The organism is Pseudomonas sp. CFBP13528 (genome assembly GCF_005233615.1).
Classification (GTDB): Bacteria; Pseudomonadota; Gammaproteobacteria; order Pseudomonadales; family Pseudomonadaceae; genus Aquipseudomonas; species Aquipseudomonas fluorescens_AM.
Window position 1 is genome coordinate 114,643 of record NZ_QGAJ01000003.1, and the last position, 13,741, is coordinate 128,383.

Sequence of the window (13,741 nt, forward strand, 5' to 3'; positions counted from 1 at the left end):
CGCTGCAGCCTGCGGTTTGTCTCGCATAGTTCAAAAGGTTATTAAATTGTGAATTTATAGTATTTAAAGTTTCTATCTGCCTATGTCTACTTTCAGCTCCCCAGGCGACCGTCGCCCACCAGGAGCTGCCCTTATGAAACTGCCCTTCAAACGTCTGATCACGCTGTTCGCCGCTACCGCGCTGGCGGGTCTGGTGCAGGCCGCCGAGCTCAAGGAAATCCGCATTGCCGTGCCAGACCTCAGCGCCGGGAGCCAACACAGCGGCGGCGGCATCACCGATGTATTACGCCAACAGCAGATCTTCGAAAAGGCCTTTGCCGACCAGGGCATCACGATTCAATGGAATTACTTCAAGGGCGCGGGCCCGGTGATCAATGAAGCCTTCGCCAATGGCCAGGTGGACCTCGCTTATCTCGGCGACCTGGCGGCCATCATCGGCCGTTCCAATGGGCTGGATACCCGCCTGCTCAGCGCTACCGCGCGTGACATCAAGCAGTATCTGGGCGTGGTGCCGGGCTCGGGCATCAAGACCCTGCACGACCTCAAGGGCAAGCGCGTCGCGGTGTTTCGCGGCACGGCCAGCCAATTGTCATTCGACAGCGCATTGGCCAGCCAGGGCCTGAGTGAAAAGGACCTGAAAGTCATCAACCTGGATTACAACGCTGCCGGTGCGGCGTTGGCCGCCAAGCAGATCGACGCGACCTGGGGCGGCTCCAACCTCACGGCGCTGCAAGCCAAGGGGCTGGCCGAGATCGCCCTGACCACCAAGGACCTGAACGGCGCCGGCAGCATCCAGGCGGTATTGGTGGGTAGCAAACAGTTTGTCGACGGGCATCCCGACGCGGTGGCCAAGTTGCTCAAGGCCCAGCAGCAGGCGGTGCAATGGTTGACCGATGACAACAACAAACAGGCCTACATCGAGCTGGTGTCGGGGCTGGCCAGTTATCCGCCAGTGATCCTGGGCAATGATTTGAAGGACCAGCAGCTCAGCCAGATTTTCCCGGCGACGCTGGACCCGGTGTTCCTGGGCAAATTGCAGGATGCGGTGGATCTGGCTTCCAGGGAGAAGTTGATTCGCCGCTCGTTTCAGGTGAGTGATTGGGTGGCGCCTGGGTTGGCGGCGGCGGGGCTTTGAGTCTGGTGGTGCCTGGGCTATAGCTATCGGGGGCAAGCCCCCTCCCACACTTTGAAGGTATTCACAGTTCAAATGTGGGAGGGGGCTTGCCCCCGATGAGGCCGTTCAGACCGCCACACTCACCTCCTGCCTGTCGACCTCCACCAACACCTCAATCATCGCTTTGGCCGCCGGCGACAACCGCGCCCCCGTGCGGCTGACGATTCCGCACCGCGCACTCAGGGTCTCCATGTTCTGCGGCAGATTGCGCCAGTGCAGCAGCACCAGCGCGCCGCTGGCGATGTCCTCGGCGAACGCTTCCTCGGTGCCCACGCCGATGGCGTTGGACTGCAGCACGATTTTCACCAGCGCCGGGAAGTGTTCGGTCTGGATGCTCGGCGAAAAATCCATGCGCCCGCTCAGGTTTGCCAGCAGTTTGCGAATGCCCTGGGAGATCAGCGGCGCCGCCAGCGGGTAGTCGAACATGTCATTGGTCGACAGGCTGTCCTTGGCCAGCAGCGGGTGCCCCGGGCGGCAGAAAAACACGCCGCGCTTGGCGGTCAGCGCACGGGTCTGGAAGTTCGGGTCGGCTTCGAACTGGCGGATGTCGGCAATGAAGAATTCGATCTCCTCGCGGCTCAGGGCGCGGCTGAGTTTTTCCCAGTTATCCACCTGGAAACTGGTGCGGATTTTCGGGTGCGCGCTGATAAACCGCGCCACCGCATCCGGCACCAGTTTCACCGCCGGCGCCGGGCCGCAGCCGAAGCGCAGGTCCCCGGCATCGAGTTTGGTCATGCGCGTGACTTCACTGCTCAGCAAGGCGGCGCCGTGCACCAGGCTCAGGGCGTGTTGCAACACCACCTGGCCTTCGGGTGTGGGGCGCAGGTCCTTGTGGCCACGGTCGACCAGCACGCAGCCGAACTCCTGTTCCAGCCCCTGGATACTGCGGCTGAACGCCGGTTGAGTGATGCCCATGGCGTCCGCCGCGCGTACGAAACTGCGGTGTTCGTTGAGGGCAATGAAGTAGCGCAGTTGACGCAGATCCATATGCATTCCCGGCATTTGAAAAATAGGTCGAAGGCATTTGCGAGCGACGGAGCTGAGGTTTTAAATGCAAGCTCTTATTCCGTCAACGAATCATTAGTTCATTTGCTAGATCTAAAATGCATATGAATAGAGCGTTGCCGGCGAGCGTTCCACCATCCGCAGGCACATGAGGGTCACCACAATGAGCAACGCCGCATTAGCTGTTCAACCCATCGCCCAGGCACTGGACATTCATCCGGTTGCCGGCCGCATCGGCGCCGAGATCCGTGGCATCAAGCTGTCGGGTCATCTCGATGCCGCCACTGTCGACGCCATCCAGCAAGCGCTGGTGCAGTACAAGGTGATCTTCTTTCGCGAACAGTCCCACCTCGACGACCAGAGCCAGGAAGCCTTTGCCCACCTGCTCGGCGAACCGATTGCCCACCCGACCGTGCCGGTGCGTGACGGCACGCGTTTCCTGATGGAGCTGGACGGCACGCGCGGCCAGCGCGCCAACTCCTGGCACACCGACGTGACCTTCGTCGATGCCTACCCCAAAGCCTCGATCCTGCGTTCGGTGCTGGCGCCCGCATCCGGTGGCGACACCGTGTGGGCCAACACCTCGGCGGCCTACAACGACCTCAGCGTCGAGCTACGCGCCCTGGCGGATAACCTCTGGGCCATCCACAGCAACGAATACGACTACGCCGCGCTCAAGCCGGATGTGGCGGCGGAGCGGCTCGAGGAGTACCGCAAGGTGTTCACCTCGACGGTGTATGAAACCGAGCATCCGGTGGTGCGCGTGCACCCGGTCAGCGGTGAGAAAACCCTGCTGCTGGGGCACTTCGTCAAGCGCCTCAAAGGCTATTCCCAGGCCGACTCGACGCAACTGTTCAACCTGTTGCAAAGCCACGTCACCCGCCTGGAAAACACCGTGCGCTGGCGCTGGAACAGCGGCGACGTAGCGATCTGGGACAACCGCGCCACCCAGCATTACGCGGTGGACGACTACGGCACCCAGGAGCGTATCGTGCGCCGGGTGACGCTCAAGGGCGATGTGCCGGTGGGTGTGCACGGACAATCCAGCAAAACCACCAAAGGCCGCTAAGCAAACACAAATCCAAATGTGGGAGGGGGCTTGCCCCCGATAGCTGAGTGTCAGTCAACCTTTCGGTGGCTGACACACCGCCATCGGGGGCAAGCCCCCTCCCACAGTGATTTGCATCGTCTACCAGACGCCGATCTGCACCACCTTCTCCGCCTCCGGCTCACCGTAGCGAAACCACTGGCCACGCACTTCGATCTCGGTGTGGCTGATGGTGGTTCGCCGCTTCAACCCGCGCAGCCAGTCGAACAGATAACCCAGGTGCACCTCGCGCACGTCGGCATAGGCCGGGTCGGCGCCCAGGTCGTGTACTTCCTGCGGGTCGTTGTGCAGGTCGAACAGCTGCGGGCGGAAGCCATCATACGCCAGGTATTTCCAGCGCTCGCTGCGCACCATGGTCATGCGGCAACGGTCGATCGGCTGGCCCAGGCGCTCGCGGGCGGGGGCCTGGAAGGCGTAGTCGTACTCGGCAATCGCATAGTCACGCCAAGGGGTCGGTTCACCGTGCAGCAGCGGGATCAGCGAGCGGCCTTCCAGGCGGTGCTCGGCGGCGGGCAGGCCCAGGGCGTCGAGGAAGGTCGGCAGTGCGTCGATGGTCTCTACCAGGCGCGCATCCACCGAGCCACGGCTGATATCGGCACTGGCACGCGGGTCGCGCACGATCAGGGGAATGCCCACGGCAGGTTCGAGCAGGAATTCCTTTTCACCGAGGAAGTGGTCGCCGAGGAAGTCGCCGTGGTCGCTGGTGAACACAATCAGCGTGTCATTCCAGCGCCCGTTGCTTTGCAGGAAATCGAACAGCCGCCCGAGCTGGTCGTCGATCTGTTTGATCAGCCCCATGTAGGTTGGAATCACCGTGAGCCGCACCTCGTCGCGGGAGAAGTTCAGGCTCTCCTGGTGTTGACGAAACGCCTGGTACACCGGGTGATCGCTGGTGTGCGCCGGTTGAATCGGCGCCTTGATATGCTCGGCGCCATACAGCGCGTGGTAAGGCGCCGGGGCGATATAGGGCCAGTGCGGCTTGATGTAGGACAGGTGCAGGCACCAGGGTTGTTCGGCCTGCTCCTGGATAAAGTCGATGGCGCGGTCGGTGGTGTAGACGGTTTCCGAGTGCTGCTCGGCAACCCGCGCCGGCAACCCGGCGTTGCGCATGTGCCAGCCGCTGAGCACTTCGCCGTTTTCACCTTGCGCGGCATTGGCCCATTCATGCCACGGGTTGCTGCCGCTGTAGCCCTGCTCGCGCAGGTAATGGGTGTAGGGTGCGGACTCGCGTTTGTCCTCGAACAGCGGGCTGTCGGGGTAGATGCCGTCGTGACGGAAATAGGTGTCGAAGCCCACTTCGTTCAGCACCTCGGCCTGGGCGCTTTCAGGGTCGATATTCAAGCGCTGCAGGGCGTCCAGGTTTGGCGTGGCGTGGGTCTTGCCCACCAGCGCGGTGCGGATGCCGTGGGGACGCAGGTAGTCGCCGATGGTCAGCTCTTCCAGGGGCAGCGGTACGGCGTTCCACGCCACCTGATGGCTGCTGACATAGCGCCCGGTGTAGGCCGACATCCGCGACGGGCCGCAGATGGTGCCCTGGGTGTAGGCGCGGCTGAAACGCACGCCGGCTGCGGCGAGGCGGTCGATGTTCGGGGTGTGCAAGTGGGCGTGGCCGTAGCACGACAGGTAATCGCGGCGCAGTTGGTCGCACATGATGTAGAGCACGTTGCGTACGGGTTGGGGTTGGGACATGGAGGCTCACCGGATGGAAGATAGGTGAGGTTTTTTCGCTGTTTGGGTGGGGCGCTGGCAAGTGCATTTGGGGACTGGGTTTCATGCAGTGAATGCATGGGTGTTGCCATCGGGGGCAAGCCCCCTCCCACACTTCAAATGCCTTCCAAATGTGGGAGGGGGCTTGCCCCCGATGGCGCCGGTTCAGACCGCGATATTCTCAAGCGTACAAATATCTTCATCCAACTCATCTACTTCCTTGATCTGCTCAATCATCGCCTCCGCCAACGGCGACAGCCGATACCCCGCACGGCTGACAATCCCGTAGCGGGTGTAGCGCTCCTCCAGATTTTCATCCAGTCCTTCGATCTTCAAACACACCAACTCGCCCCGGGCCATGTGCAGCACGTCGCTGTTGGCGCTGACGATGCCGATGGCGTCCGAACGCAGTACCACGCCCAGCAGGCTGTAGCCGTTTTCGCATTCGACGTTGGGCTGGTAATCCGGTCGGCCGCTGAGGTCGACGATGACTTTGCGCAGGTTCGGCGGGCGGATGGTCACGGCCAGGGGGTAGCTCATCAGTTCGGCGGGGCTGACGCTGTCGTGGGTGGCGAGGGGGTGCCCGATGCGGCAGCAGAAATACCAGCGGCGCGGGCGCAGGCGGTGGGTGTGGTAGTCGGGGTTGGCTTCGAAGTGGCGGGTGTCGGCGACGAAAAACTCGAACTCTTCACTGAGCAGGCGTTTGCTCAGGCTTTCCCAGTCGTCCACCTGGAACTGCACGCGTGCCTTGGGGTAGCGCCCGATAAAACTGCCGATGGCGCGGGGGATCAAGCCACCGGCCGGCGCCGGGCCGCAACCGAAGCGCAACTCGCCGGCCTCCAGGCCGTTGAACTGGCTGATCTCATTGGCCAGTTGCTGCGCGCCGCTGACCAGGCGCCGGGCATGTTCGAGCAGCACCTGGCCTTGTTTGGTCGGCGCCAGGTCTTTGCGCCCACGGTCGACCAACTGGCAGCCGGTGCTGTGTTCCAGCGCCTGGATGCTGCGGCTGAAGGCCGATTGCGACAGGTTCACCGTCAACGCCGCCGCGACGAAACTGCGCTGTTCGGCGAGGGCGATGAAGTGGCGAAGTTGGCGCAGGTCGATATGCATTTTTCACATCAAAAATATCCGGGAAATGCATTGGCTATGCATTAGGTCGACTCCTTATAAAGGCTATCTCTTATGCAGTAAATGTTCTTAAAACCATAAATAAATAACCTTAAGGAATATGCCTTGCTGGATATTCCTGGGTTCCGGAGCCGCCCATGAGTCTGTTCAAGCCCGTTGTACCCTTCAAGCGCCTGCCCCTGGCGATGCTGCTGGCGGGCAGTGCCAGTTGGACCCCCAGTCATGCTGCCGAGCCGGCTCCGGCAGGCGAGAGCGCCAGTGGCCAGTTGGAAACCGTCACGGTCACCGCGCGGCGGCGCACCGAGAGCGCCCAGGCGGTACCGACGCCCATGAGCGTGGTCGGCGGCCAGGCGCTGGAGAGCCAGCGGGTGTATCGCATTCAGGACCTGCAGCAGCTGGTGCCCAGCGTCAACGTCGCCTATATGCATGCGCGCCAGTCCAGCGTGTCGATTCGCGGCCTGGGCAACAACCCGGCCAGCGACGGCCTGGAGGGCAGCGTGGGGTTGTATATCGACAACGTCTACCTCGGGCGCCCCGGCATGGCGGTGTTCGACCTGATGGACATCGAGCAGCTTGAGGTATTGCGCGGCCCGCAGGGCACCCTGTTCGGCAAGAACACCACGGCGGGGGTGATCAATATCAGCACCCGCGCGCCGAGTTTCACCCCGGAGCGCAGCATCGAAACCTCGTTGGGCGAGGACGGTTATTTCCAGACCAAGGGCACGATTTCCGGGCCGCTTACCGATGAATTGGCCGGGCGTTTTTCGGCCTATCGCACGCGCAGCGACGGCGACATCAAGAATGAACATGACGGCCACGACCTCAATGGCGGTTCGCGCCAGGGCTTTCGCGGGCAACTGCTGTACAAGCCCAATGAGGCCTTCAACCTGCGCTGGATCGGCGACTACAACGAGGAGGACTCCAGCGCCGGTACGCGCGTGCTCTACAGCACCGGGCCGACCATCAACGGCACCAACCTCTATCAGTCCCGGGCCAACGCCGCGGGTGCGACCCTGGTCGATGGCACACACCGCAAGGTCAACCTGGACAACGACCAGCACGTCACCGTGTTCCAGGGCGGCACCTCGCTGGAGGCCAACTGGACCTTGCCGAGCGATTTCACCCTGACGTCGGTCATTGCCTATCGCTGGTGGAATTTCACCCCGCGCAACGATGACGGTCTTAACGTGCCGGCCTCGTATAACGCCGGCGTATCGGTGGAGGACAAGCAGTGGTCCCAGGAATTTCGCCTGGCTTCACCCCAGGGCGGGTTTTTCGATTACGTGCTCGGCGCCTACTACTTCGGCTCTGACCTGGATAACAAGTCCTTCGCCTATTACGGCCCCCAGGCCGACATCTGGAACGGCACGCCGAGCGGCGCGTTGAGCAACGTGAGCAGCATCGGCAACGGGCATATCCGCACCGACAGTTTTGCGCTGTTCGCCCAAGGCACCTGGCACCTGACCGAACGCCTGGATTTCACCGCCGGCCTGCGCGGCACCTATGAAGAAAAAAGTGCCTGGGTGACACGCAATGCGCCGCTTGGCGGCGCTGCGGTCAGCGGCGCCGCAGCCACGGCGCGACGCGGGCGTACCGGGGCGTATGACTCGGGTGACCTGACGCAGTACAGCGCCACCCCGTCGGGGCTGCTCAACCTCAGTTATCACTTCAATGACAACCTGCTGGGCTACGCCACGCTGTCCCACGGCGAGAAGTCCGGCGGCGTCAACCTGGCGGTGGGCTCGGCGCCGACGGCGGGGGCCGACTCGCTGTTGATCGGCACCGAGCGCGCCAACAACGCCGAGTTGGGTTTCAAGAGCACGTTGTGGGATCGCCGCCTGCAGCTCAATGCCAACCTGTTCTGGACCCAGGTCAATGGCTACCAGACCAACGCCTACGACCAGGACAACCGTGTGCAGTACCTCACCAACGCCGGCTCCGTGCGCTCGCGGGGGGTGGAAGTGGAAAGTACGCTGGTGCCGATCAAGGGCCTGACGCTGAACCTCAACGGCTCCTTCAACGATGTGAGTTACCAGTCTTACAAGGACGCGCCATGCCCGCCGGAAGTCAGCCTGCGCCCCGGCGCACCGACGTCCTGCGACCTCACCGGCCACCAGGTGGTGGGCGCGTCGAAATGGATCGCCAACGCCAACGGCGAGTACAAGTGGAACCTGGATAACGGTTTTGAACCCTACGTCACCGCCAGTTATGCCTTCCGCTCCAAGGCAGTGGGCACCGTGGAGGACTCCGACTACGGGCAGATCCCGGCCTATGCGCTGGTCAACCTCTCCACCGGCCTGCGCGGCAACTACCAACAGGGCCAGTGGGACGTGTCGCTGTGGCTGAAAAACGCCTTCGACAAAACCTACTACACCACCCTGTGGACCGGCGGCAACGGCGGATACGAAGGCCTGCTGGGCGCCCCGCGTACCCTAGGCGTGACCGGGCGCTACGACTTCTAGCCCGCTGCGGTAGGTGGCCGGGCTGAACACCCGCGTCACCAGCAGCATGGCCAGCACGGTCAGTGTCAGCACGATCCAGGCGCTGACAAAGTTGCCGGTCAGTTCGCGCAGCCAACCGGTCAGCCACGGCGAAACGGCGTTGATCAAAAAGCCCACGCCCTGGACAAAGGCGGCAAGTTGCCCGGCCTGGCGCGGGTCGCGGTGATGGTCGAGGGTCAGCAGCAGGCTCAGGGCGAAGCACGCGCCCAGGCCGAAGCCGCACAGGGCCACCCACACGTGGGGAAAGGCCTGCGGCGCGATGATCAGGCCGAGGTAGCCGAGGGTTTGCGCCACCAGGCTGATGCCGAGCAGCGGTCGACGGTCGATGCCGCGTTGCGCCAGCACCGGCATCAGCAGCGCAGCGATCACCTGGAAAATGGTCATGAACGCCAACAGCGAGCCGCTGGGCAGCACGCCCCACCCGAGCTGCTGATAGTAGGCGGGCAGCCAGGCCACCATGCTCATATAGCCGCAGTTGACCAGGCCGAAATACAGCGCAAGCAACCACGCGCGGCGGTTGCGCAAACCCTTGAAGGCGGGGGCGACGTGTGGGTTCCTCGCGGCGCCCAGCGGCAACCACGCCCAGAGCAACAAGGCGCCAAGGGCCGGCAACAGCCACACACCCAACCCGGCCTGCCACTGCTGGAAGTGCGTCGCCACCACCGGGCTGAGCAGCGCGGCCAGCCCGCCGCCGGCCATCAGTGAGGCCGAATACACGCCCATCGCCACCGGTACGCGGTGATGAAACTCGCGCTTGATCATCGCCGGCACCAGCGCCTGGATCAGCGCCACGCCCGCGCCGCCGAGCAACGCGGTGACCAGCAGCGCCGACGCCTGGCCCATCAGCCAGCGCGCCAGGCACGCCAGCAGAATCATCACCAGGCCCAGGGCGATGCCGCGTCGTTCACCGAGCCGCGCTTCCACGCGCACGCCCACCAGCGCCACCAACCCCATGCAGATCACCGGCAGGCTGGTCAGCAGGGCGCTGCTCTGGAAGCTCAGGCCGGTGGCCTGGCGGATTTCACCGAGCAATGGGCTGATGGAACTGAGGATCGGCCGCAGGTTGAGGCCGAGCACTACGAGCAGGCCCCAGCCGGCAAAGGATTTATTGAGGGTCATGCAGCGCCTGTGCACTCGGTAAAAGAGGCGTGAGTATGGCCAGCGTCCCGAGTATTCTGAAATTAAATATAACCATGCCTATCAGTGGCAAAGAGAATGATCATGTTCGATCCGGTATTGCTGCGCAGCTTTGTCGCCGTGGTGGACTGCGGCAACTTCACCCGCGCCGCCGAGCGCCTGCATTTGACCCAGTCCACCGTCAGCCAGCAGATCCGCCGCCTGGAAGATGCCGTGGCGTGTCAGTTGCTGGACCGCGATCAACGGCGTGTCGTCGCCACTGCCGAAGGCGAGCGCTTGCTGGCCTATGCGCGACGCATCCTGGCGCTGCATGAAGAGGCCGCCGATGTGATGATCAGCCAGCAAAGTGACGGGGTGCTGCGCCTGGGTGTGCCGGAAGATTTTGCGGCGCAGCGGTTGATGCCGCTGCTGTCGGCGTTTGTGCTGGCCTATCCACGGGTGCGCCTGGAGGTCACCAGCGGCCTGGGCCCCGAGTTGCAGCACCAATACCGTAGCGGTGAGTTCGACGTGTTGCTGGTCAAGCAGATGGGCAGCAGCGATGACTGCCTGGCCTCGTGGCCCGAGCCGCTGTGCTGGGTGGACAGCCGCAGCACGCCGTGCCTGGGACGCGATCCGTTGCCACTGGTGGCGTTTCCCGTGGGCGGCCTGTACCGCAATGAAATGCTGCACCACCTTGAAGTGGGCGGCTGGCGCTGGCGTATCGGCTATTCCAGCGCAAGCCTGGCCAGCGTGTGTTCGGCCGTGGCGGCGGGGTTGGGCGTGAGTCTGTTGCCGCTGAGGGTGGTGCAGGCCGGGCATGTGGTGTTGGGCGCGGAAAGCGGTTTGCCCGTGGTGCAAGGCGTGCGCCTGGCGTTGTATGCCCGCAGCGGCCTGAGTGCGGCAGGGCAGTGTTTGCAGGCTGAACTGTTCGATTTGTGCGCAAACAGCCCCGTTGGGCCATGCCTCTACTGAATATTTTGCATGCCTGAAACGCATTGGAAAATTCGACCTCGGCGCCAGGCCGCGCAGACCGTGGCTTTGGCGCATGAGTCAGTTTTATTTATTCAAATTAGGCATAAGCATAACTTTAAAGATTACTTTAAGAGATAAGCGCCCAGCCCGATGATTCAACCCTGGACGGCCTGCCACGCAGGTCCGCCGGTTTTTTGGTTGAAGACCGTAGGGAGTGAATCAATGGGCAATGTCCAGACCGCCGCCCGTGCCTCCGAGGCGCAAGGGCGCCTGGCACCGAGCGGTGAGTTGGTCGACCTTGGCCGGCCGCACCGCGCGCCGTTGGGGCAGTCGCGCCTGCAGCAGACCCCCAAGCGTTTTTCCAGCCGGCGCGAAGGCGTGCTGTTGGGATTGTTGGTGCTGGCCTTGCACGGCGCGGTGATCTACTGGGTGAGCCAGAAGCCCACCCCGGTGCTGCCGGTGGTGCCGCCGGAAATCCCGCCGATGACCATCGAGTTTTCCCGGCCGGCGCCGCCGGTGGTTGAACCACCGCCGCCGGTGCCGCCGCCACCTCCGGTGCTCGAGCCACCGCCGCCGGTGGTGGATGAGTTGGCCGCCAAGCCGGCGCCGCCCAAACCGGTGGTCAAGCCCAAACCCAAGCCGCTGCCAAAACCTGAGCCCAAGCCAGCACCCAAGGCCATCGAACAGCCGCCCGCGCCGCCTGTACCGGCGCCCCCGGCACCGGTTGCTGCACCCGCGCCGGCGCCGGTGACGCCCGCTTCGGCCAACGCCGCGTACCTGAAGAATCCGGCGCCGGAATACCCGTCACTGGCTCAGCGGCGTGGTTGGGAGGGCACCGTGTTGCTGCGGGTACACGTATTGGCCAGCGGCAAACCCGGTGAGATCCAGCTCCAGAAAAGCAGCGGTCGCCAGCAACTCGATGACGCCGCATTGGCCGCCGTGAAGCGTTGGAGCTTCGTGCCGGCCAAGCAGGGTGAGGTGGCCCAGGACGGTTGGGTCAGCGTACCGATCGATTTCAAGATTCATTAATTATTCAGCGGCACAGAGGGAAAACATCATGGCTTTGGCATCTCCACTTGAATCCATCGAAAGCGCGGTGATCTGGTTGCTGGTGGTCTTTTCAGTCGCCACCTGGGGCTTGGCATTGTTGAAGGGCGTGCAGTTCGGGCGTCTCAAGGCCCAGGATCGCAAGTTTCACAAACAGTTCTGGGCCGCATCGAGCCTCGACGCCGCCGCCGAGTTGGCCGACACCCAGCCGGGTGCGGCGGCACGGGTGGCCCAGGCCGGGTATGCCGCGATCCAGGTGGGCGATACCCCGCACGCGGCTGACCTGAGCCAGGCCATCAATCATCAGGACCGCCTCGAGCGCGCCTTGCGCCAGCAGATCGTGCGTGAGCGCCGCTCCCTGGAAACCGGCTTGGCGGTGGTCGCCAGTATCGGCAGTACCTCGCCGTTTATCGGCCTGTTCGGCACCGTGTGGGGCATCATGGAGGCGCTCAAGGGCATCAGCGCCGCCGGTTCAGCCAGCCTGGAAACCGTGGCGGGGCCCATCGGTGCAGCACTGGTCGCGACGGGGGTGGGGATTGCCGTCGCGGTGCCGGCGGTGCTGGTCTACAACTATTTCCTGCGCCGCCTGAAGCTGACGGCTGCCGACCTTGACGACTTTGCCCACGACTTCTACAGCCTGGCGCAAAAGAACGCCTTCCGCGTGCTGCTGCATCCGGCGCTGAACAAGGCCAGTGTCGGCAACCCGCAGAAAGTGAAGGAGGCGTCCTGAGATGGCCTTTTCCACGCAAGACAGTGATGAGGTGCTGAGCGAGATCAACGTCACGCCGCTGGTGGACGTGATGCTGGTGTTGCTGGTGGTGTTTATCGTCACCGCGCCGCTGCTGACCAACTCGATCCCGATCAACCTGCCCAAGACCGAGGCCGTGGCGCCGGTCGAGCAGAAAGACCCGCTGGTGGTGAGCATCGACGGTGCCGGCAAACTGTTTATCAACAAGGACGAAATCCAGCCGGACCTGCTGGAATTCAACCTGCAGGCGGCCAAGGCCAAGGACCCCGATGTGCGGGTGCAACTGCAAGCTGACGATGGAGTGAATTACGGCGAAGTGGCGCGCGCCATGGCGTCTATCGAGCGCGCGGGGATTACCAGGCTGTCGGTGATAACGGCGCGGTAGGGCGCAGCGGCAAGTTTCAAGCTGCAAGTAAAAGCAGGTTTGTTTGCAACGCATAGCGCGATGCCGTTTTTCAGGCCGTCTCCTTGGCAGGGTGCGGCCTTTTTTTTGCCTCTAACTTGCAGCTTGCAGCTAACCACGTGAATCTTTTTTTGGTTATTAATAAATAGCTTCTTATTCCTTAACGAATATAAACCGCATCCCTATACTGATCAGCAACGTTAAACGCTGCAGGAGGGCACACCCATGCACAGCGAGTCGATTCGTTACCTGATCGTGCCGGGCTGGCAAGGATCGCCAGAAGAACATTGGCAAAGTCACTGGCAGAACAGCCTGCCCAACAGTGCGCGCGTGGAGCAGGACGATTGGCTGACCCCGCGCCGCGAAGACTGGGTGGCCGCGTTGGCTGAGGCCATCGCCGCCGACAGCACGCCGGTGATCCTGATCGCCCACAGCCTGGGTTGCATCACCGTGGCGCACTGGGCGGCCACTGCGCCTGTGCATTTCCTGCGCCAGGTACGTGGTGCGTTGCTGGTGGCTCCGGCGGATGTCGAACGTCCGGCCTGTGCCCCTGCCCTGCGCAACTTTGCGCCGATTCCTACCGACCTGCTGCCGTTTCCCAGCCAGGTGGTCAGTTCCGACAACGACAGTGCCGTCAGTGCGCCACGGGCATTGGAGCTGGCGCGTCATTGGGGCGCCGAAGCCGGAATATTGTCGGGCGCCGGGCACATCAATGTGAAGTCCGGCCACCAGCGCTGGGAGCAAGGCTTCGCCTACCTCTATCGCCTGCAAAGCCGCCTTGAGCATCACGCGCGACGCCGCGCATAAAATATTTCAACGCCCCGTCCCTTGA

At 63.2% G+C, this 13,741-nt stretch carries 12 protein-coding genes; 8 read left to right on the top strand and 4 right to left on the bottom strand.

From position 1 onward, the window contains the following. Positions 1-133 precede the first annotated feature (133 nt). The gene (locus tag PspCFBP13528_RS07195; protein ID WP_065949987.1) at positions 134-1,135 is read left to right on the top strand and encodes an ABC transporter substrate-binding protein; all 1,002 of its coding nucleotides are present in this window, start codon (positions 134-136) and stop codon (positions 1,133-1,135) included. A gap of 105 nt (positions 1,136-1,240) precedes the next feature. Here PspCFBP13528_RS07195 and PspCFBP13528_RS07200 read toward each other — a convergent pair whose 3' ends face one another. Further along, positions 1,241-2,161, bottom strand: coding sequence for a LysR family transcriptional regulator (locus tag PspCFBP13528_RS07200; protein ID WP_137199900.1), 921 nt, complete (start codon positions 2,159-2,161; stop codon positions 1,241-1,243). Between the two features lie 181 nt (positions 2,162-2,342). Between PspCFBP13528_RS07200 and PspCFBP13528_RS07205 the strand changes: the two genes are divergently transcribed. Continuing rightward, complete coding sequence (locus PspCFBP13528_RS07205; protein ID WP_137199901.1) at positions 2,343-3,248, top strand: TauD/TfdA family dioxygenase; 906 nt, start codon at positions 2,343-2,345, stop codon at positions 3,246-3,248. A 120-nt stretch (positions 3,249-3,368) separates the two neighbouring features. Here PspCFBP13528_RS07205 and PspCFBP13528_RS07210 read toward each other — a convergent pair whose 3' ends face one another. Further along, entirely contained in the window at positions 3,369-4,976 is a 1,608-nt protein-coding gene (locus tag PspCFBP13528_RS07210) for an alkaline phosphatase family protein (RefSeq protein ID WP_137199902.1), read from the bottom strand. A gap of 183 nt (positions 4,977-5,159) precedes the next feature. Next, positions 5,160-6,104 carry a LysR family transcriptional regulator gene (locus PspCFBP13528_RS07215; protein ID WP_101219769.1) on the bottom strand — a complete coding sequence of 315 codons (945 nt, stop codon included), beginning with the start codon at positions 6,102-6,104 and terminating at the stop codon, positions 5,160-5,162. Between the two features lie 155 nt (positions 6,105-6,259). Here PspCFBP13528_RS07215 and PspCFBP13528_RS07220 point away from each other — a divergent pair, with 155 nt between their 5' ends. After that, complete coding sequence (locus PspCFBP13528_RS07220) at positions 6,260-8,584, top strand: TonB-dependent receptor (protein WP_137199903.1); 2,325 nt, start codon at positions 6,260-6,262, stop codon at positions 8,582-8,584. Here the strand turns inward: PspCFBP13528_RS07220 and PspCFBP13528_RS07225 are convergent. Then, positions 8,555-9,742, bottom strand: coding sequence for a CynX/NimT family MFS transporter (locus PspCFBP13528_RS07225; protein WP_065949992.1), 1,188 nt, complete (start codon positions 9,740-9,742; stop codon positions 8,555-8,557). The genes PspCFBP13528_RS07220 and PspCFBP13528_RS07225 overlap by 30 nt on opposite strands. 102 nt (positions 9,743-9,844) lie before the next feature. Here PspCFBP13528_RS07225 and PspCFBP13528_RS07230 point away from each other — a divergent pair, with 102 nt between their 5' ends. From PspCFBP13528_RS07230 to PspCFBP13528_RS07250, 5 genes are all read left to right on the top strand, one after another. After that, positions 9,845-10,711, top strand: coding sequence for a LysR family transcriptional regulator (locus PspCFBP13528_RS07230; RefSeq protein WP_137199904.1), 867 nt, complete (start codon positions 9,845-9,847; stop codon positions 10,709-10,711). 222 nt (positions 10,712-10,933) lie between these two features. Continuing rightward, the gene (locus tag PspCFBP13528_RS07235) at positions 10,934-11,740 is read left to right on the top strand and encodes an energy transducer TonB (protein WP_137199905.1); all 807 of its coding nucleotides are present in this window, start codon (positions 10,934-10,936) and stop codon (positions 11,738-11,740) included. A gap of 25 nt (positions 11,741-11,765) precedes the next feature. After that, positions 11,766-12,488: a MotA/TolQ/ExbB proton channel family protein gene (locus PspCFBP13528_RS07240; RefSeq protein WP_101219837.1), complete on the top strand. Its 723-nt coding sequence runs from the start codon at positions 11,766-11,768 to the stop codon at positions 12,486-12,488. Between the two features lies 1 nt (position 12,489). Further along, entirely contained in the window at positions 12,490-12,891 is a 402-nt protein-coding gene (locus tag PspCFBP13528_RS07245; protein WP_065949996.1) for a biopolymer transporter ExbD, read from the top strand. 243 nt (positions 12,892-13,134) lie between these two features. Then, positions 13,135-13,716 carry an alpha/beta hydrolase gene (locus PspCFBP13528_RS07250; RefSeq protein ID WP_101219772.1) on the top strand — a complete coding sequence of 194 codons (582 nt, stop codon included), beginning with the start codon at positions 13,135-13,137 and terminating at the stop codon, positions 13,714-13,716. Positions 13,717-13,741: the final 25 nt, after the last annotated feature.